At 58.4% G+C, this 23,214-nt stretch carries 19 protein-coding genes; 3 read left to right on the top strand and 16 right to left on the bottom strand.

The features are described from left to right. Positions 1 to 33: 33 nt before the first annotated feature. The 11 genes from ABD720_RS05815 to ABD720_RS05765 all read right to left on the bottom strand — a co-directional run bounded on the left by ABD720_RS05815 (position 34) and on the right by ABD720_RS05765 (position 10,999). Entirely contained in the window at positions 34 to 1,914 is a 1,881-nt protein-coding gene (locus tag ABD720_RS05815) for a potassium transporter Kup (protein ID WP_344762293.1), read from the bottom strand. Positions 1,915 to 2,011: 97 nt separating this feature from the next. Further along, complete coding sequence (locus tag ABD720_RS05810; RefSeq protein WP_344762292.1) at positions 2,012 to 2,911, bottom strand: acyltransferase domain-containing protein; 900 nt, start codon at positions 2,909 to 2,911, stop codon at positions 2,012 to 2,014. Then, complete coding sequence (mdcB, locus tag ABD720_RS05805; RefSeq protein WP_344762291.1) at positions 2,908 to 3,774, bottom strand: triphosphoribosyl-dephospho-CoA synthase MdcB; 867 nt, start codon at positions 3,772 to 3,774, stop codon at positions 2,908 to 2,910. Before mdcB ends, ABD720_RS05810 begins: the two co-directional genes overlap by 4 nt. Continuing rightward, positions 3,762 to 4,451 carry a malonate decarboxylase holo-[acyl-carrier-protein] synthase gene (gene mdcG, locus ABD720_RS05800; RefSeq protein WP_344762290.1) on the bottom strand — a complete coding sequence of 230 codons (690 nt, stop codon included), beginning with the start codon at positions 4,449 to 4,451 and terminating at the stop codon, positions 3,762 to 3,764. The genes mdcB and mdcG overlap by 13 nt, the downstream gene beginning before the upstream one ends. Beyond that, a complete protein-coding gene (mdcE, locus tag ABD720_RS05795; RefSeq protein WP_344762289.1) occupies positions 4,435 to 5,151 on the bottom strand; it encodes a biotin-independent malonate decarboxylase subunit gamma in 717 nt (238 codons plus the stop codon). The genes mdcG and mdcE overlap by 17 nt, the downstream gene beginning before the upstream one ends. Next, complete coding sequence (locus ABD720_RS05790) at positions 5,151 to 6,050, bottom strand: biotin-independent malonate decarboxylase subunit beta (protein ID WP_344762288.1); 900 nt, start codon at positions 6,048 to 6,050, stop codon at positions 5,151 to 5,153. Before ABD720_RS05790 ends, mdcE begins: the two co-directional genes overlap by 1 nt. Beyond that, complete coding sequence (mdcC, locus tag ABD720_RS05785) at positions 6,047 to 6,361, bottom strand: malonate decarboxylase acyl carrier protein (RefSeq protein WP_344762287.1); 315 nt, start codon at positions 6,359 to 6,361, stop codon at positions 6,047 to 6,049. The genes ABD720_RS05790 and mdcC overlap by 4 nt, the downstream gene beginning before the upstream one ends. 53 nt (positions 6,362 to 6,414) lie before the next feature. Beyond that, the gene (mdcA, locus tag ABD720_RS05780) at positions 6,415 to 8,082 is read right to left on the bottom strand and encodes a malonate decarboxylase subunit alpha (protein ID WP_344762286.1); all 1,668 of its coding nucleotides are present in this window, start codon (positions 8,080 to 8,082) and stop codon (positions 6,415 to 6,417) included. Beyond that, positions 8,083 to 9,432, bottom strand: coding sequence for a TRAP transporter large permease (locus tag ABD720_RS05775; protein WP_344762285.1), 1,350 nt, complete (start codon positions 9,430 to 9,432; stop codon positions 8,083 to 8,085). Further along, a complete protein-coding gene (locus ABD720_RS05770; protein ID WP_344762284.1) occupies positions 9,429 to 9,983 on the bottom strand; it encodes a TRAP transporter small permease in 555 nt (184 codons plus the stop codon). The genes ABD720_RS05775 and ABD720_RS05770 overlap by 4 nt, the downstream gene beginning before the upstream one ends. Beyond that, the gene (locus tag ABD720_RS05765) at positions 9,980 to 10,999 is read right to left on the bottom strand and encodes a TRAP transporter substrate-binding protein (protein WP_344762283.1); all 1,020 of its coding nucleotides are present in this window, start codon (positions 10,997 to 10,999) and stop codon (positions 9,980 to 9,982) included. Before ABD720_RS05765 ends, ABD720_RS05770 begins: the two co-directional genes overlap by 4 nt. Before the next feature lie 173 nt (positions 11,000 to 11,172). On the opposite strand from ABD720_RS05765, the gene ABD720_RS05760 reads away from it, so the two are divergent. From ABD720_RS05760 to ABD720_RS05750, 3 genes are all read left to right on the top strand, one after another. Beyond that, positions 11,173 to 11,859, top strand: coding sequence for a GntR family transcriptional regulator (locus ABD720_RS05760; protein ID WP_344762282.1), 687 nt, complete (start codon positions 11,173 to 11,175; stop codon positions 11,857 to 11,859). Then, positions 11,856 to 12,623, top strand: coding sequence for a sulfite exporter TauE/SafE family protein (locus tag ABD720_RS05755; RefSeq protein ID WP_344762281.1), 768 nt, complete (start codon positions 11,856 to 11,858; stop codon positions 12,621 to 12,623). The genes ABD720_RS05760 and ABD720_RS05755 overlap by 4 nt, the downstream gene beginning before the upstream one ends. 367 nt (positions 12,624 to 12,990) lie before the next feature. Then, positions 12,991 to 14,427: a cytochrome P450 gene (locus ABD720_RS05750; RefSeq protein ID WP_344762279.1), complete on the top strand. Its 1,437-nt coding sequence runs from the start codon at positions 12,991 to 12,993 to the stop codon at positions 14,425 to 14,427. Positions 14,428 to 14,564: 137 nt separating this feature from the next. On the opposite strand, the gene ABD720_RS05745 is transcribed toward ABD720_RS05750, so the two are convergent. The 5 genes from ABD720_RS05745 to ABD720_RS05725 form a co-directional block, all read right to left on the bottom strand. Continuing rightward, complete coding sequence (locus tag ABD720_RS05745; RefSeq protein WP_344762278.1) at positions 14,565 to 15,308, bottom strand: EAL domain-containing protein; 744 nt, start codon at positions 15,306 to 15,308, stop codon at positions 14,565 to 14,567. Positions 15,309 to 15,677: 369 nt separating this feature from the next. Further along, positions 15,678 to 16,199, bottom strand: a complete 522-nt coding sequence (locus tag ABD720_RS05740) for a hypothetical protein (protein ID WP_344762277.1) — start codon at positions 16,197 to 16,199, stop codon at positions 15,678 to 15,680. 378 nt (positions 16,200 to 16,577) lie between these two features. Then, positions 16,578 to 17,075, bottom strand: a complete 498-nt coding sequence (locus ABD720_RS05735) for an REP-associated tyrosine transposase (protein WP_344762276.1) — start codon at positions 17,073 to 17,075, stop codon at positions 16,578 to 16,580. Positions 17,076 to 17,514: 439 nt separating this feature from the next. Continuing rightward, positions 17,515 to 17,979, bottom strand: coding sequence for a hypothetical protein (locus tag ABD720_RS05730; RefSeq protein WP_344762275.1), 465 nt, complete (start codon positions 17,977 to 17,979; stop codon positions 17,515 to 17,517). Between the two features lie 2 nt (positions 17,980 to 17,981). Further along, positions 17,982 to 22,907 carry an RHS repeat-associated core domain-containing protein gene (locus ABD720_RS05725; RefSeq protein ID WP_344762274.1) on the bottom strand — a complete coding sequence of 1,642 codons (4,926 nt, stop codon included), beginning with the start codon at positions 22,905 to 22,907 and terminating at the stop codon, positions 17,982 to 17,984. Positions 22,908 to 23,214: the final 307 nt, after the last annotated feature.

Raw genomic sequence — 23,214 nt, 5'->3', positions numbered from 1 at the left:
CGCTTTTTTACCTGTCTGGCCAGGACAGTCACCTTAAATTTCGACCTGCGTCCCCAGTTCGATCACCCGGTTACTCGGAATCCGGAAGTAGTCCGCCGCATCCCGCGCGTTGCGCGACATCATGGCAAAGAGTCGTTCACGCCATAACGCCATGCCGCCATTATTGACCGTCGGGATCACTGTCTGACGTGAAATGAAGAACGAGGTTTCCATCATTTCCAGCGTCAGGCCCGACTTGCGGCAAACCTCTAGTGCCGCCGGAATATCGCGCTCATCCTTGAAACCATAATCGACATAAATCTGGAAGCAGTCGTTGCCGAGTGACTGTATGGTCACACGCTCGGCTTCCGGCACACGCGGTATTTGCCGGTTGCGGATCGTCAGAAACAGGACCTGCTCGTGCAGTACCTTGTTGTGCGCCAGATTGTGCAGCATCGCATGCGGCACGCCATCCCCTTCGCCGCGCAGGAATATAGCCGTACCCGGAACCCGGATTGGTGGGCTCAGGAACAGCGAACTGAGGAACTGGTCCAGTGGTATCGCGTGCTTCTTCAGGTTGTCGAACACCATCTGGCGACCACGTTTCCAGGTCATCATGATGGTAAACATCACGCTGCCGAGCACAAGCGGGAACCAGCCGCCATGCGCGATTTTCAGGAAATTGGCAGAGAGGAAGGCGGCGTCGATTACAAAGAAAAATCCGGTTGCCAAGAGACACAGCCAGATGTTGTAGCGCCACGCATAGCGCACCACAAAGAACGTCAGGATCGTGGTGGTAGTCATCGTCGCAGTGACTGCAATCCCGTAGGCCGCAGCCAGATTGGTCGATGAACCGAAACCGACCACCGCCAGGATCACCACCACCAGTTGCACCCAGTTTGCGGTAGGAATATAGATTTGGCCGATCTCGCGTTCAGAGGTATGCACAACACGCATGCGCGGCAAAAATCCCAGCGAGATGGCTTGTTGCGTCATCGAGAACGTACCCGAGATCGTCGCCTGCGACGCAATCACGGTCGCCAGCGTCGACAGGATTACCAGCGGATAAATGCTCCAGGCACCAAGCTGGTTATAAAACGGATTGGTGACTGCCGCCGGATTGGCCAGCAACAAGCCGCCCTGCCCCAGATAATTCAGCGCCAGCGCCGGGAACACGATAAGCGACCATGCCAGCCGGATTGGTCGCCGTCCGAAATGTCCCATGTCGGCATACAGCGCCTCGGCGCCGGTGAACGCCAGCACGATCGCGCCCAGCGCAATGAAGGCCATCCACGGATTTCCCGCCAGGAAAACCAGCGCATAGTACGGGTTCAAGGCTGCCAGGATTTGCGGCATCTGCACGATATTGACGATACCCATCGTCGCCAGCGTACCGAACCAGACCAGCATCACCACACCAAACCATTTACCGATACCGGCCGAACCCTTGAACTGCACCGTGTACAGGCCGACCAGCACCATCACGGTCAGCGGCACCACGTAGGGTGAAAACGCCGGCGTTGCCAGCTCCAGTCCTTCGATCGCCGAGAGTACCGAGATCGCTGGTGTGATGACGCTGTCGCCATAAAACAGCGCAGCGCCGAGCAATCCGATAATGGTCAGTGGGCGGTACCAACCGGATTTCTGTGTCACCGATGACAGCGCCAGCGCCAGCAGCGCCATGATCCCGCCCTCGCCGTTATTGTCGGCCCGCAGGATCAGGGTCACGTATTTGAGCGACACGATGATGATCAGTCCCCACACGATCAACGAGACGATGCCGAACAGATTGGCGGTATTGAGTGGCACGCCGTGGCTACCGGAAAACACTTCTTTCAGCGCATACAGCGGACTGGTACCGATATCACCGTACACAACGCCGATAGCGGCAAGCGTCAGGCCGGCAATGTTTTTGGAAGAGGTCGAGGAAGTCATTGGGAGGTCAATCGAAAGTCAGTTGCGTTGTGCACGAACGGCTATCGGGCACGGCGGACACGAATCGTAGCACTGTTCGGCAAAGAATCTGGACGACTCAGGCAATCTGTCGTTTTAGCCAGCTTGCCGCACCGTCAATGCTGCGAAAACTGTCGATCGAACGGCTTTCCACTTGCGGATGGCGCGCCCGCATCATCCGCGACAACGCATCACCCGGGCCAAGTTCGAGCGTCACGCCAATGCCGTTTTCGACACAGGCATCAAGGCAGTCCTGCCAGAGTATGGTCTGCGACAACTGTGCCACCAGCGTGGTCTGCGCCATCGCCACATCAGTGACTTTGGCCGCACCAATGCCGCTCAACACCGGCACGCTGGCCGTGCGCCACGGTTGCGCTGCCAGCGCTGCCGCAAACCCGGTCGCGGCCCCCAGCATCAGCGGGGTGTGCGAGGCCACCGCCACCGGCAAGCGCTGGCAGGTTCCACCCAATACCATCACAGTACTCTCGATATCGCCAGACCGGCTGGCCAGTCCGCCGACTACCAGCCGGTCGGCGCCGTTGTCGATCGCCACAAACAGGTGATGGGCCAGCAACATCGGAGCAAGACTGTGCCGCATGAGCCCGCTGATGGCCAGCATCCGATGCGGTGCATGCGGATCGACGCAGGCATCCATCAACATGGCGCGTTCGGCGGCCAGTGCGACCAGCGACGCTGAAGGCAGCGCGCCGGCCACGCCATACGCGGTGAGTTCACCGACGCTGTAGCCGGCTATCAGGTCCGGTGCCGGAATCAGGCTGCGGATCGCTTCCCATCGGGACAAACCCGCGGCCACCACCAGCGGCTGCGCCAGCCGATTTGAAAACAGGCGCACCGGATCGTGCAGTATCTGCGCCAGGTCTGCAGGCAGCGGCAGATCGGTCGCGCCGTCGCTCATCACAAACATGGCCGGATGCTGGCCACCTTGCCCCGGACAAAGAATGGCGTAGCGCCGGCTCATGGCCGATGGCCCTGCGGATGCGCTGCGTAATAGACCAGGCACGTCGCTGCCAGCAAATCGGCAGCGCCACCCGGCGACAAATTCATCGCCACGAACTGATCGTTACAGTCGGCGGCGCGGGCTTGCCAATCCGATGTGCCGGTACCACCCTCTTGCATGAACTTGCGGGCCAGTGCACGTGCCATCGCAGCGCCGTCGAGGCCACCGCGATGCAGCACATTGGTGTCGTTGATGCGGGCAATCAGCGCAAACAAGGTATCGACGCAGGCAGCATGCCAACCGCGTCCGGCCGCCAGCGTCGCGGTCAGTTGCGGCAAACCGATCTCGAAAACCGATGGGAAGCCCAGCATCGCCTCTGCGCGCGCGCCGCGCACGGCGTGAATCTGCGGCGCGTTCGATGCCTCATGCGCAGGCATTCCATGCCGCTGCAAGTCCGCGCCCCAGAGCTGCAGCAGGACGCGCCGCAACATCGCCTGGTCGAGTGGTTGCTGGCGCACGGCCAGTGCACCCAGCGCCGCACACAACATGCCGATCGCAAAGATCGCACCGCGATGCGTGTTGACACCGCGCGTGGCGACCAGCATCTGCTGTTCGGCAGCGATGCCCAGTTCACGCAGCGCGTCGAAACCGGCACCATCGGCGCCGGCACGGGTGATTTTTTTAAAATAATGCCGCAACGCGAACAGGCTGCGCATGAACGTCTGCGCAGTCATGTCGCGATGGCTGCCGTTACTGAATGGCGTCACCAGACCGGGCTTCGGATGCAGCACAAGTTCCTGATGCAGGCTGCGGACGGCCAGATGGGCGATCCAGTCGCACATCGCATGCCGCAGCAGGACCGACTGCTTCGCTAGCGCGGACACGACGGACTCATTGCGTGCACCAGGGTCGCCAGCAGCACATCCATGCGTACCAGCGCGACACCATCAGTACGCTTGACCAGAACACGGGATTGCACCGATTGCTGCGCCGCGTTGCGCCACTCTTTCCATGACACGGCATCTCCTGATGGAAAGACGATTTCGCCATCGAGCGGCAGCACGGCACTGTACCGGACCAGCAGCGCCAATGCGTCGTCAAGCTGCGCAGGCGTGGCCGGTTGCACCAGCACATCCAGATCGGAAGTGGCACGCAGATACGGCAAGCCAGTGATCGCCTGCAAGGCCGCCGAGCCGAACACCTGCAACGACAAGCCACATGCCAGCGCATCGGATTGCAAACGATCCAGCGATGGCCGCCAGTGAGCAGGCACCACCTCGCCCACCAGCGACAAGGCAACTGGTGTCTGCACCCGCGTGACTGTCGTGCCAGCAACACGCAGCGGCAAACGATGCTTGGTGGCCGTCACCGGATCAGGCGGTAAGGCGAGTCCGGCGCAGAGGGTTCCAGCCGGACAATCCGCTTCCTGACGCCGCACGATCAGCGGCCAGTCCGACGACCCCCAGCGATCGACCTGCGCATGGTGCAACGCCGGCACCTGCCTGCGCGCGTCGGCCCAGCCAGCAGCCGATAACCACAGCAGGCTATGCCTGGCCGGCATCACCGTCATTCATGACCCGTTGCGACACCGGCAGCGCCATCTTGCGACCACCGCGTTCCAACCCGAGCGCGCTGCGACGATCGAGCGGATCGGCATCGGCCAGGGCGGTGATCAGGCTGGTGGCCAAATCGCCGTCCCAGATCGCCTGCACGCCGCCCATCCGCACATAATTTTCCGGGCCGGGAGCAAAAACCGGGTTGTCTTTCGCCAATGCGATCAGGCGTTCTTCCGGCACTTTGGTGATGCGGGCCATTGCCGGCAAGCCCATCACGCGGATGGTTGCTGCAGGCAAGGCATAACAGGCATCGGCCATCAAACCGCTGGTAATGAAACCACCCGAGAGCGCCTGGTCATACACCAGCGCAATCACGCGGTGGCCCGACTGGCGTGCCAGTGCGATGCATTTGCCGAGGTGAGCCATGTAGCTGTTAATGCCCAGCATCTCGTCGCGATGACGCAGGCGCTGGCCTTGCGTATCGACCAGAATCAGGATCGGTCGCTGCGGAAAATCACGCACCGTGACCAGCACGGCGCGGGCTTGCGCCAGCGCGATTTCAACCCCGATCGGCGTGTGGTTGGTAGTGCCAATGACGGCCACCGTGGTTGCGCCAACGGTCGCGCTGCCGGACAGGAACGCATCCGTCTCGGTAATCTGATGACCCAGCGGAAAAAGCTGCTGCGCCAGTGTTTGCCAATCCATCAATGACTCCTTGCCGACGTGGCGGCGACCAGCGCCATGAATTGGTCCGCTTCCAGCATCGCGATACCTTGCGGATCGACGATGCCAAGCTGGCGCCAGATCTCCATCGGTTCGCTGGCAGTCCCGAACTGATCGAGCCGGTCCTGCAGCATCTGTTGTTCGGCGTCGAGTGCCGCCAGCGTCAGCGGGATCTCGACCTGGTGCGCCGCAGCGATCAGTTCCAGCGCGGTGCGTCGGAATTCCCCGATGCTGTCGTCGACCAGCCGGTCGCAATCGCCCAGCAAATAGCGATGCTTGCCGCCGGTGGTGCGCCATACCAGCGCCCGGTCGCGTGAGTCGAATTCCTCGACGCCGCTAGCCGTTTCGATCACTTCCGGACCCGACATCGCCAACCTGCCCTGCTCGGACATGGCAATCGCATTGGCGCAACGGGCGACGATGCCCATGCCGCCAAAACAACCGTTCGAGCCGCCGATCAGCACCACCACCGGAATCCCGGCAGCGCGCACATCGAGCAGCGCACGCATGACTTCAGACACGGCAATCAATCCGGCATTGGCTTCATGCAGTCGCACGCCGCCGGTTTCCAGCAACAGCAACACGGCTTCCGGTTGGTCGACGATGGCCCGACGCAACAGGCCGACCAGTTTTGCGCCATGCACTTCACCAACTGCGCCGCCCATGAAACCGCCTTCCTGCGCAGCAGCAAAAATCCGCTTGCCGTCCAGCGCGCCGTGCCCGATCACCACACCGTCATCGAACGCACGCGGCGCATCCAATTGCGCCAGATGCGGACTGACGATGCGCGCCGATGGTGGCAACCACTCTTCAAAATTATCCGGTCCGAACAACAGTGCAAGACGCTCGCGGGCGTTGGCTTCGAGATAGCTGTGCGTCATGCCTGCGCTCCCAGCATCGACTCGACTGCCTGGTCCATGCGCAGACTGACGACGGCGGGCGTCGCGCCCATGTCATTGATGGAAATCCGGATATCCGCCAGCTGCCAGCGTGCATGAAAATCCTGCATCACCGCTTGCCAGATCGTGCCGAAACCACGGGCAGCGGTCTGGACCGCGATTTCACAAGCACCGTTCAGGCTGGCCGCCTCGATCAGCACTTCCAGATTGCCCGAACTGACCACGCCGACCAGCAAGCCTTGACGGCTGCCGCGCGAGTGGCCGCCTTCGAATCGATAGTGCAGGTTTTCCATGGTGTTCTCCGTTACCCGTTTCAATTCACCAGCGTCAAGTCACCAGCTTTAAATCACCAGTTGCGGAAGCGTTCCGGCGGCATGTACAAGCCACCGGACGCCCGCACCAGGTCTTTCATGTTTTTCGCTGCCAGCAGATCGCGCGTGGCCAGGCGCTTGTCGATACCCAGGTCTTCAGGTCGCTGCACGATGCCGCGATCGCGCAGGTTCTCGACCATCCGATGATCACGCGCCATGCCGACCGGCGTGTAGCCCGCCACGCCACGGATGGCTTGCTCGCGTTCTTCATCGGTGCGGCACAGCAGCAGGTTGGCGATGCCTTCCTCGGTCAGGATATGGGTCACGTCGTCGCCGTAAATCATCACCGGCGGCAGCGCCATGCCGGCCTGTTCGGCCAGTTCCCACGCATCGAGTTTCTCGACGAACGCCGGTTGCATGTGTTCGCGGAAGGTCTCAACGATTTGCACCACCAGCTTCTGTCCCCGCGGCATCCGGTTGCGACCTTCACCTGCCTGGCGTCCGGCTTTGAGCCACGCCGGGCTGGCATGGCGACGGCCACGGGCATCGGCCCCCATGTTCGGCGCACCGCCAAAACCGGCGATGCGACCCAGCGTGGCGGTCGACGAATTGCCCTGCAAATCGATCTGCAAAGTCGAGCCAATGAACATGTCGCAGGCATAGTGACCGGCAGCCTGGCACAGCGCACGGTTGCTGCGCATGCTGCCGTCCGGTCCGACAAAGAACACGTCCGGCCGCGCACTGATGTACGGCTCCATGCCGAGTTCGGAACCAAACGAATGGACCGACTCGACGAAGCCGGCCTCGATCGCCGGGATCAGGGCCGGATGCGGATTGAGGGCCCAGTGCCGGGCGATCTTGCCGCGCAGGCCGAGCGAGGCGGCATAGGTTGGCAACAGCAGTTCGATGGCGGCGGTGTCAAAGCCGATGCCATGATTCAGGCGTTCGACCTGATATTCGGCGTAGATGCCCTTGATGGCCATCATCGCCATCAGCACCTGGATTTCGGAAATCAGTGCCGGGTCACGCGTGAACAGCGGCTCGATGTAATACGGCGTCGGTGCTTCGATGACGTAATCAACCCAGTCCGCCGGGATATCCACCCGTGGCAGCACGTCCATGATGCGATTCACCTGCACGATGACGATGCCGCTCTTGAAGGCAGTCGCCTCGACGATGGCCGGGGTGTCTTCGGTGTTCGGGCCGGTGTACAGATTGCCGTGCCGGTCCGCCGCTTCCGCCGCGATCAGCGAGACGCGCGGCGTCAGGTCGACGAAGTAGCGACCGAACAATTCCAGATAGGTGTGGATGGCACCGATGTCGATCTTGCGGCTGCTGACGAGTCGCGCCAGTCTTGCCGCCTGCGGGCCCGAAAACGAGAAATCCAGCTTCGAGGCAATGCCGTTTTCAAACACATCCAGATGCTCCGGCAACGCCAGCACCGATTGCAGCATGTGCAATTGATTGATGCGCAATGGATCGAGCGCAGCCAGCGTCTTGCCCAGGAAATCGGCCTGCTTCTGGTTGTTCCCTTCCAGGCAAACGCGGTCGCCGCATTCCAGTACCGCATGCAGCAGGTCCCCGGCACGAGCCGCCGGCAGGATCTTGCCGGTCAGGTCAGCGCCGAGTTGCAGGCGGACACGCTCAAGGCGCGCCGCCCGGTTGCGCTGCTGGTGATTCCAGATGCGCTCCGGTGCGTTCATTTATTTAGCTCCCATCAACATCTCTGGCAGGCTGGTGGCGATGCCCGGGAAAATGCACAGCAGGATCACGGCAACGAACATCAACCCGACAAACGGCATCACGCCCCAGATCACATCCTTCAGCGGAATATCCGGTGCGATGTTCTTGATGACGAAGATGTTCAATCCGACTGGCGGATGAATCAGCCCCATCTCCATGACCACGGTCATCACCACGCCAAACCAGATCAGGTCGAAACCGGCCGCTTTCAGTGGCGGCAGGATGATCGGTGCGGTCATCAGAATGATCGATACCGGCGGCAGGAAGAAGCCGAACACCACCACCATCAACAGGATCACGGCCAGCAATACCCATTTCGACAAGGCCATGGCAACAACCCATTGCGCCGCCGACTGACTGATGTGCAGATAGCTCATCACATACGAATACAGCAGCGACATGCCGATGATCAGCAACAGCATCGAGGACTCTTTGATGGTCGAACTGAGGATCGGTGTCAGGTCACGCGGCTTCCAGATACCGTAGACAATCGCGATCAGTACCAGTGCGAGCAAGGCACCCAGACCAGCGGTTTCGGATGGCGTGGCATAGCCACCGTACAGCGCGATCATCACGCCCAGCAACAGTACGATGAACGGCAACACGCGCGGCAGCATTTCGACTTTTTGCGCCAGCGTGAAATGCTCGACTTCCAGATACGCCGATGTTGTGCCGTCGTTCAGGAAAGCGGCATGCGCCATGCGGTATTCCTTGCGAGCCCGATAGACTGCATAGCCCGAAAACAATCCCACCAGCAAAACGCCCGGACCTATCCCGGCCAGGAACAAGCGACCCAGCGATTGCTCGGCAGCGACCGCATACAGGATCATCGTGATCGATGGCGGCAACAAGATACCCAGCGTGCCACCGGCCGCAATGATGCCGGCCGCAAAACCGGGTGAATAACCGCGCCGGCGCATCTCCGGAATACCGGCCGAACCGATCGCCGAGCAGGTTGCCGGCGACGAACCGGCCATGGCCGCAAACAGGGCGCAGGCAAACACGTTGGCAATTCCGAGACCGCCGGGCACCTTGTGCATCCACGTATGAATCGCCGAATACAGATCTTTACCGGCCGGTGACTTGCCGATGGCCGCCCCCTTCAGAATGAACAGCGGAATCGACAGCAAGGTAATCGACGCCATTTCTTCGTAGACGTTTTGCGTCACCGTATCGAGTGACGAGGACGGCATGAAAAAGTACATGAACGAGACTGCGACCACGCCCAGTGCAAACGCAATCGGCATCCCGGAAAACATCACTACCAGCGTGGCCGCGCCATACATCAGGCCCATCGTCAATTCGCTCATGGCGCACTCCGATCATTGGTGACGCGCACCAGCACCTGCATAGCAATCTGCAAGACCAGCAAACTCATGCCGAACGCCATCATTCCGTACGGAATCCACAGCGGCGGTGCAAAGGTGGAACTGGTGGTTTGCCCCTCGACGAAGGCTTCATGGAACAGCGTCCATGACTTCCACGAAAAGAACAGGCAGAACAGCAGCGACAACACATCCACGAACATCATGCGTGCCGCATTGACGCGCGGCGACAGCAACGGCGCCAGCGCCTCAATACCGATATGGCCGCGCAGCGACTGCACATAGGCGCAGCAAAAGAAGGTCACGCCCACCAGCATGAATACCGACGCCTCATCCTGCCAGTCCGTCGGCAGCTTGAAAAAATAGCGCGACACCACCGAGTACGTCAGCACCAGCGCCGTCAGGATCAGCGCCGCCATCGAGAACATCAGCAAGCCATGATTGAATGCATCGAGGGCGCGCGACAGTTTCGCCACTACCGGATTGTCCGGCACCGCCGGTCCTTTCGCCGGCCCGATGTCGAAGCCGTGACTCATAGGGTTTTCTCGGCCAGCTTGAGCAAGTTGGCGCAGTTGGCGTTGCGCTCGGCGTAGTCTTTCCATGCGGTCGTGCGGGCGATGGCCTGCCATTTCTTGACCGTGGCGTCGCTCAGATCGACCACTTTGGCGCCGGCTTTCTGGTACACCGCAGCAACCAGCGAATCATCCATCTGGGCCGATTTGCGGGCCAGCGCTTCCATCTCGCCACCCACGGCCATGATGATGGCTTGCTGTTCCTTGGTCAGCTTGTCGAACACGGCCTTCGACATCATCAGCGGTTCAAACATGAACCAGTACGCTTTACCGCGACCGGTGGTCAGGCTCTTCGAGACTTCTTCGAGGCGGAACGAGATCAGCGAGGTCGATGACGTCAGCGCGGCATCCATCGCGCCGGTCTGCATGGCGGCATAGATTTCATTCGATGGTAGCGACACCACGGCTGCGCCGGCGGCTTTCAGGATCAGGTCCATCTCGCGCGAACCGCCGCGGATTTTCAGGCCCTTGGCATCTTCCGGCTCGACGATCGGAATCGTGCGCGATGCAACACCACCGGCCTGCCAGATCCAGCTGACCACAACGATGCCTTTTTCCAGCAACAGGCGATTGAGTTCACGGCCGACTTCGGCGTTTTTCCAGCCATAGCCTTGCTCATAAGAAGTCACCAGGCCGGGCATCAGGCCGATATTCACTTCCGGCATTTCACCACCGGCGTACGACAGCGGCACCAGCGACATGTCCAGCGCACCCTTGCGCATCGACGAAAACTGCGCGTTGGTCTTCATCAGCGAGGAGCCAGGATAAATCTCGAACTTCAGACCACCCTTGGTGCGCTTTTCGACTTCTGCCGCAAACTGGCGGCACAGCCGATCACGGAAGTCGCCTTCGGTGGCGGTACCGCCCGGAAACTGATGAGAAATCTTGATCGCTGCGGATTGTGCCCAGGCAGCAGGGATGGAAAACAATGGGCTGGCTGCGATGGCGCCCAGCAACGTGCGACGGGTGGCTGAAAACATGGTGTCTCCTCAATGGGATTGGATTTTTGCCTTGATGGCAATCTAGTGCTGCTTTGTGCGCTTCGTTTTGAAGTTCTTTATTCGTGTATACAAGAATATATTTACTGTATGCATTGTCAAGCCTTAAATACACCCTATACTTTCAGCCAAGACAGACAACCAATGACTCCTCCATGAAAAATCGCTCCTCCACGCTGCGAGAAGCCATAGAAGAAATGATCGCGATCGGCCAGTTGCCGCCCGGCGCGCATCTGGACGAAACCGTACTTGCCGGGCAATTTGGCGTCTCGCGCACGCCGATCCGCGAGGCATTGATCCAGTTGGCCTCGATGGGATTGATCGTGATCCGTCCGCGCCGTGGCGCAGTGGTCGCCGAAATAAGCCCGCAGCAGTTGGTGGAAATGTTCGAAGTGATGGCAGAACTGGAAGCCATGTGCGCGCGCCTCGCTGCACGCCGCATGTCACCGCAAGAACATCAGAGTTTGCTGAGTGCCCATCACGCTTGCGAACAGGCCCGTGATGCGCAAGACCCGGATGCGTATTTCTACAAAAATGAAGAGTTCCATGCGCTGCTGTACAGCGGCAGCCATAACGTCTTCCTGACCGGTCAGGCGCTGGCACTGCAGCGCCGTCTGCGCCCCTATCGCCGACTGCAACTGCGGGTACGGGATCGCATCGCCAGTTCTTTCAGCGAGCATGACGGTATCGTCAACGCCATTATTGCCGGCGATGCCGATGCAGCCATGACACTGCTGCGCGAGCATGTGGTCGTACAGGGCCAGCGCTTTGCCGACCTGATTGCCTCACTGCCTTTGTTGGCAACCATGAGTGGTTCAACACAGTCGACGAACCAGTCATGACAGTGCTCGCCACCGGCCTGTCTCTGTTCGCCATTGCTACTGTCGCCGGTGCTGTCAATGCGGTTGCCGGTGGTGGCTCGTTTCTGACCTTTCCTGCATTGCTGCTGGCGGGGCTGCCCGGCATCGCCGCCAATGCCACCAACAATACAGCGATGTGGCTAGGCACCGCCGCCAGCGCCCACGGCTATCGGGAAGAACTGCGGCAAACCAGCGCCGTCAACCTGCGCCTGATCGTTTCCAGCGGACTGGGCAGCATCATCGGCGCACTGCTGGTGCTGTGGACACCCGAAGTCGCGTTCAACAAGGCGGTGCCCTTTTTGTTGCTGGCCGCGACGCTGCTGTTCATCCTCGGACCACTGCTGTCACGCCGCCACGGACCGCAACCGGACGTGATGATCCTGCCACGCTGGGCCTTGCCGGCGCAATTTTTTCTGGGGATTTATGGCGGGTATTTTGGTGCCGGCGTCGGGATTGCCACGCTGGCGCTGCTGGGACAAATAGGCTTCACGCGCATCCATCAGATGAATGGATTGAAGACGCTGCTGACGTCCTGCATGAACGGCATTGCGGTGATTCCGTTCGCAATTGCCGGCGCAATCGTCTGGCATTGGGCGCTGGTGATGTGCGGCGGCGCGATGATAGGCGGATATCTGGGCGCACGATTGGCGCGCAAGACATCACCACGCGTCATTCGCGGAATCGTGATTGTCGTGGCGTCGGGCATGACGGGATATTTTTTCTGGAAGACGTATTTTTCTGGCTGAGGCGGAGATCGTAATACCCGAAAATTCATCGGTTACGCTGCAAAGCTGAACTTGTGGCAACACCACTCCGACGCCCAACACATTGCATCGACCAGTTCGGCTCGTCGACATGTCATCAGCTTGTGTTTGACGCAATACAAAGCCGGTACTGGTGGTGGCGGATTACATGACTTTGCGATGACCCGAGGAGATGCGTACTGCCATCCCGCATCACTGCATCGACTAACTATTTGGTGTCTTCGAGTGGACACCATGATGACAAGGCTGCCCGATCATTTCCGCGCGATGTCATACCGAAGCGTCTTTCCCGTTTCAGAATGTGTGACATTCAGGTTACCTTGAGGTCTTAGCATTTTTTGGAGCCGCCATGCCTGAAACACGTTCACCGCTACGCAACATCCGTGACCTGCCCGGCCCGCCAACGCTGCCACTGCTGGGAAACGTCCATCAGATCAAACCCCACCACGTCCATAGAATCGTCGAACAATGGTGCGTGTTGCACGGCGATTTTTTTCGCATGATGCTGGGCTCAAAGCCGGTGCTGGTGGTGGCGGATCACGTGACCATCGGCGCCATCCTGCGCGAGCGCCCGGCAGGTTATCGACGCCCGGCGGTTACCGAGAAAGTCTCGCGTGAAATGGGCGGCATCCCTGGCGTATTTCTGGCCGAGGGCGATGACTGGCGCAATCAGCGGCGCATGGTGATGACGGCATTGTCACCGACTGCCGTCAAAGCCTATTTTCCGGCGCTGGTCAGGGTCGCCCTGCGCCTGCAACGACGTTGGGATGAAGCCGCCCGTACCCAGACCCCGATCGATCTGTCGGCGGACCTGAAACGCTACACCGTCGACATCATCGCGGGCCTCGCGTTCGGTACCGATGTCAATACGATCGATTCCGGCGAGGACCGGATTCAACAACACCTCGACAGGATCTTGCCGAAGGTCGCACTGCGCAGTCTGGCGATGTTTCCGTACTGGCGCTACCTGAAACTGCCCTCCGACCGACGTCTGGACCGCAGCGTAGTGGCACTCAAAAATGCCATCGGCGACCTGATCGCCCAGGCACATGTCCGACTCGACACACAGCCGGAGCGCCGCCAGCGACCAGGCAACCTGCTCGAAGCCATGCTGGTAGCGGCCAGCGAACCGGACAGCGGCGTGACGGATCAAACCGTCTCCGGCAATGTCACCACGATGTTGCTGGCCGGTGAAGACACGACCGCCAACACGATTGCCTGGATGCTGTATCTGCTGCATGCGCACCCGGATGCGCTGCAACGGGCGCAACAGGAAGTGCGCCGGATCGCACCCGACCCCGCCGCCTACACGATTGAGCAAATGGACGCGCTGGACTATGTCGATGCCTGCGCCCAGGAAGCGATGCGACTCAAACCAGTCGCGCCGTATCTGCCGGTCGAGGCGCTGCAGGACACGGTGATCAGAGACATCGCGGTACCGGCGGGCACGTTGGTATGGTGTGTGATGCGGCATCACAGCGTGGATGATCGATTCTTCGCAGACGCCAACCGCTTCCATCCGCAACGCTGGCTGGAGGGTGACGATGGCAACGACGACAACGCCGTCGACAAGCGCATCGCCATGCCATTCGGGGCGGGAGTGCGGACCTGCCCCGGGCGCTATCTCGCCTTGCTCGAAATCAAAATGGCGATCGCGCTGGTGCTGGGTCAATTCGATCTGGCATCGGTGGGTACCGACGGCGGGCAGGAACCGCGCGAGTTGATGGCGTTTGTGATGTCACCGGTCGGGTTGACAATGACGCTGCTGCCGCGCCGCGATCAATGACGGGAACTGGCGGCGCCACAGATCGACGTAATCGCACATTCGCCTGGAGATAGTCTGACCTGGACATTACTGCACGACGGATCGACGCGAACGGTCAGGACGCTATCCGCAGTCGTTCATTTGCCCGGCTCGCAGAGTTAATCCGGTACCCAATTTTCAACCGCCGGCAGAGATTCGAAACCCGGTCGCGCAAAGTAATAGCCTTGCATCAGGCGTATGCCATTGTCTTTGAACCAGCGCGCCTCGGCCGCTGTTTCGACTCCCTCGGCGATCACTTCCACACCCAGCAACCCTGTGGTGAGCAAAATTCCCTTGACGACGGCTTGCTTGACCGGATTACTGTCGATGTCGCGTACCAGCTTGATGTCGATCTTGATCATGGTGGGCTGGAAGTCGGTCAGCAGACCAAGTCCTGCGTAACCGGCGCCAAAGTCGTCGATGGCTGTGGCAAAGCCGCGATCGCGGTAGTACCGAAAAATCGACAGCAGCTTGTCAGGCTCCAGAATCTGTTCGGATTCGGTGACTTCAAAAATGATGCGATCAAGCGGAAAACCAGCGGCTTCAGCAGCAGCAATGGTGGTGCGGATGCATAGCTCGGGCTGATAAATGGCATTCGGCAGAAAATTGATCGAAATCCGGCAAGTCATGCCCAATTTTTGCGCGAGAAAAATACTGCGGGTACGACAACCCTGGTCAAAGCGATAGCGGTTGTCATCGTTGACCTTGCCGAGAACGTAGGGCGCGCCTTGGCCGTCGGTGCCACGTACCAGTGCCTCGTAGGCATAAATGGCTCGTCGCTCGACGTCGACAATAGGCTGAAAAGCAAAGGTAAAGTCAAAATCCAGCTGATCCTCGCAGATCGAACACCCGGAATCGGGCATCGCGGTCGGGTGGACCCTAATGATTTTGTTAGACAAGCTACACCTCGGTGTCGTGAGAATAAAAAGTACTATAAATGGTAGCACTTCGCGACATGTTCCTCTGCTTGATAATTTTCTTTTTGGAAATATTTCAGCTAGAGGGTATCCGAATGCCTGTCAATTCGTCGGGTAAAGTCGCGGCCCAAGTACAAGGCTAGACATGTCGTCTGCTGCCGCAGTTTGCCAGATCCAATCAGTATCAACAGAAATCCGGGAGCAAGAGATCGCACCAGCGAGGTTTGCTTATCGATAACAGGTGAGGTCGTTTTTGACGAATTTTTGGCTCTGCAGCGCAACCATGGGATCACATAATTGGGTCGTATCTGTATCCTATATGCGCCTATCGGGTAATTCATCATGATTGCTCGATGCCAGATTCAATTTCGCCTTTCGCTCAGGCGTGGTATTTGAAACAGAAAGACTTTCATGCGCAAATCTTTCTGCATATTCCAACACCAGATCACTAGCTCTCGCCCATGCAAGCCAAGCGTCGAAATTTTCCAGTTCTTCCAAAACTTGAATATATTCTTCCCATTTGTTTTCGCCCACAGGCTTCAGTGCCCACGGATTCAAGACCAGCACTTTTGGATCGCTACCAGTTCCAACGACGAAACAGGCAATCATGTCTTCGAGCCAAGCCTGCGCAAATTGCACCAGCGGTAAATTAAACTTCTCTGAAAGCCGGCAGTTGTACTCTGCATCAGCAGTAATCCCCCAAGGATCAAGGTCTTTGAATTCGAAAGGGTCATTTACTTTATAAGTCAGTAAATATTTATCAAAACTTTCAGGATAAGTAAATTTATCCGGAATCTCATGATCCTTCAATTTTAGTTGAACCGGCACGTATTCCATTGTTATTTATTCCTTATTGGCCTATTTGCTGGGAGCTTCGAATAAGAACGATAAAGTTCATTAGCAGGTGCTTTCGTCACCATCGGGATTTCCGGACTACCTTGTGGAGAAGAATTCCTAAATTCTAAACTTTGCGTAAATATTCGGATAACCGCTGCCTCGCCTCAATTTTTCGGTCGGAATCCTTCTCTGGTCAATCTTTTGATAGCTGCGTCATCTAACAACTCATCCGCGGCATGAATAATCACCCGAACACTCTCCGCTCCATACAACATCTCCGCAGCCAACCGCCGATTATCCGGCCGATAGGTTAGGCTGCAAAGCCCAACATGCGTCATGTAAAAACGAACGTCCAATAAATCAAACAGCTCTTTCTAATCAACCAACTCCAATTTTTTCATTTACCAAGCCCAATCTGATGTCACGATGAATTGATGAATATGGCCAATCTACTGGCCGGCCCACATATCCATGCTTCACCGGATTGAAATAGATGTACGCAACATGTCTTTCAAGATCCTCACCATCACGAATCAGGTGCTCCCAATACCGTCTCTGCCAGATACCACGTTCACGTTTTAATTTTCTGCTTCGCCGAATGAGTTCTGTGTTCGGTATCGCTCTTGAAAATTCTGCCTTGATCAAGGCCCATCGCAAGGGAAAATTTGTATCTCCGTCCGGCAGCTTCCAGATCGCATGTAAATGCTCCGGCAATATGACTATCGCAATGATTTCAAAGGGATGGGATTGGCGGATTTTTCGTATTGCGTTTCTCAAGACTTCTACGTGATCGACAAGAAGGCGAGAGTTTCTGTTTGCGAGATTGACAGTGAAAAAATACGTTGCACCGGGGAGGTCTGCTCGTCGATATTGCATGAGTTTGTTGTTTGAAGAATGTTGGGCTTTGCAGCACAACATACGGAACGAAAGGCTTGATCATGGAAATACGTTATATCGAGGAGGTTTTTTCGGCGATATCGCGTGTGATTGTTGTTTAATGAATGTTGGGCTTTGCAGCACAAAAAGACGGCAGGATTCTTCGTGAAAATTCGTTGCCGCCCGGTAGGTTGGGCTGCAAAGCCCAACATGCGTCCATCAACGAAAAACGTCGAATAAATCAAATGGCTCTTTCCAATCAACCAACTCCAACTTTTGTATTCATTAAATTCGATCTGGCATTACGGTGAATCGATCGAATGAGGTTGTTGTTTGACGAATGTTGGGCTTCGCAGCCCAACCTACAAAATTACATCACGGCACCGGACCCATTAATTGGCTCGAATCGCAATGTTCACTGGTGGCGCGTTCCAATATATTAATGTTTTTTTTCTGGCAGCACTCGATCCGGATTTTCATGTATCCAGTCTTCTAGAAATTCTTTAGCCAATTCACTGTTGCGCACCCAGGCAAGCCATGCTTCAAAATTGGGAAACTGCTCAAGGAGCTTTCCAGTTTCTATCCATTTAGTTTCAGTGACCCGCTTGAGTGCCCATGGATCAAATACCATTACAACTGGATCAGGGCCGGTACCTACAACGAAAAAAGCAACCATCTCTTCTTTCCAGCATTGTGCGAATTGGACTAATGACAATCCAAATTTAATTGAAAATATCGAATTCATGTCCTCATAAGTAATTATCGTCCACGGCTCAATGCCATGATTAATTTCTCCGCCGAAATTATCTAAAGAAAATAATAGTTTATTGAACTTTTCTGGATACACGAAACCCTTCGGCAACTCATCCGGATTTAAGCTTTTTCTTATTTTCCAAGTTTCCATATCTAATTCTTTATGATTTTCCTAGTTTGAGGAAGCTTCTTATAAGGGGTGTATAGCGAATTTTCAGGCGCTTTCGTTATTAAAGGTATTTCAGAACTTCCCTGCAAATATTTTTCTCGGAAATCCGGACCTTGGTTGTATATACGGATTGCTACAGCATCTGCCCAGGTTTTTGCCGGATAACCTTTACTAAAACGCACTGTAGTTATCCCCGCAGGCAAAGGCTCATCCGCCGCATGAATAATCACCCGAACACTCCCCGCCTCATACAACATCGCCGCAGCCAACCGCCGATTATCCAGGCTAGTCAACCGCCCATCCGGCATCACCACCACATCCATCGCAGGAATTTTCTCCGGTGCTTTCTTGATATCCGGCCCGGTCGTGTCCAGTGTATTGATCTTGTCACTCGACGTATAGCCGGCAGATTGCTGCGTAAAGCGAATCTGGCGCGGGTCAATGAATCGCTCCTGCCCACGCGCCACCGATTTGATGTTCCAGTGTCCGTCTAGCTCGACGATACCCAGCTTGCGCAGGACTTCCAGGTTCTCCATCGTACGAAAACGGTCCAGCTGCAGCAACGAGTAATCATCGACAACGCTGCCGTCCTTCAGGATCAGTTTCGAGAGCGGCGGTACGTTGCGTCCGCTTTGCCCAAGGCGGGTGCGAATGTCGTCGATGTCACGCTTGAGGCGCTCGTTGCGGATCTGTTCGGCAAGGCCGTCGTACTCTCCGGAAAGCGCTGGCCCGAGCAATCCGAACGGATCGGCGATCAGTTGTCCGACCGCGTCCCCACGCGCATTGCGCGCCATCTGAACCGGCGGACGACGCCCCGAACCCACTGAAAACGGATAACTGCCGCTGGAACTGGCGAGGCTTTGCGCGAGTAACTGGCCCACTTGTTCCAGATCAAAGTCGCATTGCGCCGCTGCGATGCGCTTGATGACCTGGCTGGCGCTTTTCAGAAAGCCGAGTTTGTCAGTACCGGGTTGCAGGAACGCAGGCAGTAGCAGCAGCGTGTCGCTCAGGCTGAAGTCAGCGATCGTTTCCGAGGCCGCCCACAACACGAAGATCTGCACGGTCGAGGCAATGTTCTCAGGCGTGACCAGCGCCATCAACTGGCTTGCCACATCGCGCGGCAAACCCGGTATCGCAAACTGCATGGCGCGCCGGAATTTTTCTCCGACATTCAGCCCGGAGACGGGTTTGCTCTGCAAGCCCAATGGGTCCACATTTGCCAGCGGATTGTTCTCGGCAAACGCATACAGGTTCAGCCCGCCAGCCTGACCGCTGGGGTCCGCCGACAGATACCGTCCGGTGCGCGCATCCAGATAACGATGGAAGTTGTAGTGCAAGCCGGACTCGTCATCGAAGTACTGCTGCGAGCCGCGCAGGTTTAGCTGCAGCTGGTTGCCGGTTGCCAGTTCTGCTTTGCCATAGCCGGTGACAGTGGCCTGCCATACCCGCCGCCCGTCACTGTCGATGGCGGCGCGTGGTGCGCCGGTGTGATCGCTGACCAGGGCATAGACATCCGTCGGCGCGGCCCGGTCGATGACACCGGCAGCGGTGTTGAGGATGGCGTGAACCGGGCCAGTACGCGCTTGCAGCATGGCAATCGGACGCGCACCGGACTGGTCATCCAGCCACACGTACTGGCGGGTAATGCGGGCACCGGACGCGCCACCCTCAGCTTCGGCGGTAAGCTGGCTGCCGTCGTAAAAGTAGTAGGTGACTTTTTGCTGGTTGCCGCTGTAGCTGACTTTTTTGATGCGTTCGCCGAAGGCGTTGTAGCGGTAGTCGGCCAGCGGTTTGCCGTGGTTGCTGATGCGGATCAGGCGTTGCTGGCTGTCCCAGGTGTATGTGGTGTCGCCGATGACGGTGGTGCCGCCGTGGGCGTTGTAGCGGTAGGTGGTTGGCTGGTTGCCGGCATCGGCCGATAACGGACGGTTGCTGAATGGGTCGATTGCGTAGTTGGTTGCTTGCTGGCCCGTCGAGATGGACAGCAGATTGCCGCCGGGATCGTAGTCGTAGCCGAGGTTGCTGGCACCACTAACTCCGGTGAGCCGATTGAACCGGTCATACGCATAGCGGGTTTCAGCACCAGCCATGCCAGCCGACGTGGACTGTCTCCGTGCTTGCAGCAAGCCGGCCGCATCATGCTGCTGACTTTCCTGCCACGCACCCTCGGCACCGAGCCGAACGAGTCGCCCCTGCCGATCCAGCTCGCGACGGTACTCCACGCCATTGGCCAGCCGATAGCGTTGCTGGCTGAAACTGTCGTCCGCATCATTCAGGCCGTCCAGCAGCACCGTGCTGCCGACCACATCCTTGCGGGTAATCCCGGCCAACAGCCCTGCCCGCACATGCACCTGGCCGTGATAGCGATAGTCGAGTTGCTGGCCGTCGGGCAGGGTTTTGCGGGTCAGCTGGCCGCGCTGGTCGTAGGTGTATCGGGTCGTGAAGCGCTGGCCGTCGATGTCGCGGGAATGGCTGGTCAGTCGCGCCGCGCTGTCGTAGCGAAAGTGCTCCTGGCCGGCCGGGAACGTGATGGTCTCGGGTCGGCCCTGCTTGCCGTAACTGACAGAGACCACGCCATCGGGACTGGACTGTTCGATGATCCGGCCGGCTGCGTCATAGCGATAGCGGGTAGTGATTTCGTCGCGGCTGCCAACCGCTTGCGTTTTGCTGACAAGGTGATCGCCGGCATCCCAACGGAATACGGTCAGGCCGGTCTCCGGACTGCGCACGCTGACCAGCCGACCGAAATCATCGTAGCGGTAGCTGGTGTCGAGCGTACGGGCGTCGGTGATGGTGGTCACGGGCGCGATCGCCGGCTCAACAGCGGGCAAGCTGATCGTGGTGTTCGTCAGGTCGGCTGGCATCCCGCGCAAGGCGGCGATCAGCGCAGGCACCTCGCCATTGCGATGGGCTGGCGCTTTGGTGATGACGGATCGTTCGCCCTCTTGCGCGATGCTGCCGTCGGGGTTGAGCAAGGTCCGTCCGAGCAAGCGGTCTTCGGTATCGCGCTGCAGCCGAATGCGGTTGTTCTGCGCATCGAACAGGTCGGTGATGCGGCCGTTCGGGCCGTAGCTGAACTGCGTGCGCTGGCCGTCGGGTTTGACGATGGACGTGAGCTGGCCGAGGGCGTCGTAGCGGAAGTGCTCAGTCAGCTGCGCGCGCGTGCTGTCGAGGACGCGGCCGGCGGCATCGAGTGCGACGCGGTGTTCGATGCCGTCGGGCCCGACCACGATCAATGGCCGCCCTGCCGTGTCGCGCTGGAGGATGCGGGTGGATTGATCGCCGGGCGCGATGAATTCCACCGGAAAATCGCCGCGTGCATCGTAGCGGATGCGGGTGCCGTTGCGATTGACCAGCACGCTGCGGCCATTGATTTGCGCGTATTCGAACGTGGTCGTGCGCTTGATGGGATCGGCGGTATCCTCGTTCGGCGACCAGCCGGTTTCGTGCAGACGCGTGATCTGGCCGTAGCGGTTGTAGGCCAGCTCGACCTGATGCGTGCCGCCGGTATGGACGCTGGGCGTCATGATCCGGGTAGGCTGATCCTGCGCCGGGTCATCGTAGGCGTAACGCACCTGCCATTCGGATGGGCCGGCAACGCCGTTGCGCAGCGTGACCTTGCTCACTTGCAGAGGACGACCACGGCTGTCGCGATCGGTGCGCTCAGACCAAAGTGGCGTGCCATCGCTGTCGAGATGGGTGGTCTCGATCAGCCGGCCGGCGGTGTCATAGCCGTATCGAACATTGTTTTCTGCGCAGGTCGCGCACCCTGCTCCGCGTACTTCCAGCAGCCGAAAAGCACCACCAAGAATGGCGTAGCGGTACGCGGTGGTCTGGCCGAGGCTGTTGGTGAGGAGGGTCTTGCCACCCTCGGCAAAGTCGAGCGTGACTTTTTCGACGCCGGCTGCCGACGCACCCTTCACGCTCATCCTGGCAAGTCCGTTCAGGTCATAGGCCCAGGTGCTGATGCGCTGACGCAGTGGCTGCCGATCGCTGCCGACACCGTCAACGGTGATCCCGGTCAGCAGGGTCGGGAAGCGGATATCTTCGTAGTGATACTGGCGGCTCGCTCCTGCATGGCTGACGGCGACGAGGTTGGCGACCAGCACGCCCGGGTCTTGCGTCATGCCGGCGGGCGCGACGCTGCCATAGCGGTAAGTGAACTGGCCGACTGGCGAATCGATCGTCGTCACACCCTTGAAGCCGGCTTTGTCGCGTGCCGGATAGGTCATCTGCAAGCTGCGTCCCTGCGGATCGGTCACCTTCACCAGTAATCCGGCGCGGTCGTACTGCAAGGTCACGAATTCGCCGGTGACCGCCAGGATGTGCTCGAGCTTGCCGTCGTGGTTGAAGCGCAGCTGGCGTCCGTCCTGCCAGGTCCAGAGATACTCGTCACCGCCGCGACCGCGCAGTATGCGCAACTGGCCGTCCGCCGGATTGCTGGTCACGCACAAGGCAGGGTTGGCCGGGTCGCGCGAAAAGATCGTCCTGCTGCCATCGGCCTGAGCGATCTGGATCGTGTTGCCGATAACGTGCAATCCGGTTTCGTAACTGAGCCGCCAGCCGCGTCCGGACAAGCCGTTCGGCACATTGGCGCCGCTGGCTGCGCTGTTGTAATGGCGGACGAGTTCCAGACCCAGCACGCCGGGCAAGGCCGGCATGTCTTCTTCGCGCTGGTATTTGTTGCCGGTGATGACGTTGATCGGATTGCCGGAACCGAGATTGGGGCCGGATTGATTGGGCTGGCTGGCGGGAGCGGCGGCGGAGCAGCTTTGATCTGGCGGGCCGCCCTTGACGGCCGGGCAGGCAGTCGCGTCCGGGGCGATGCACAGGGCCAATAGCAAGGCCAATATCGGCGTCAATAACGTGGGTAAAAACGGGGCAACCGGGACACGCAACCATCGCTTCATCAGACACTTCTTCACGGAAATTTAACGTGGTGAAAGTGTATGGATTGCAATGTTGTTGAGACTGATGAATGTAGTTGGGTTGATTTGCGTCAACGCTTGAGATGCTGAAAAACAACTTGATGTTGATGCGGTGTTGGGTATCGCGCCACGCCGTCTCACCGGAATCGGATCGCCACGCGCGCGGCTAGCGATGCGTGTTCAAACCAATGGAACCGGATTGAATTTCTCGTTACACATGGAAGCTTTTAACTTGCTTGCTCTAACGCGGTTTTCGAGTCGGTACAGAAACGAGTTGCTACACACGAAT

This window comes from Actimicrobium antarcticum, from assembly GCF_039536745.1.
In the GTDB taxonomy this organism is placed as follows: Bacteria; Pseudomonadota; Gammaproteobacteria; order Burkholderiales; family Burkholderiaceae_D; genus Actimicrobium; species Actimicrobium antarcticum.
The sequence above is the reverse complement of the archived record's forward strand: the minus strand, read 5'-3'. Positions and strand labels throughout refer to the sequence as shown.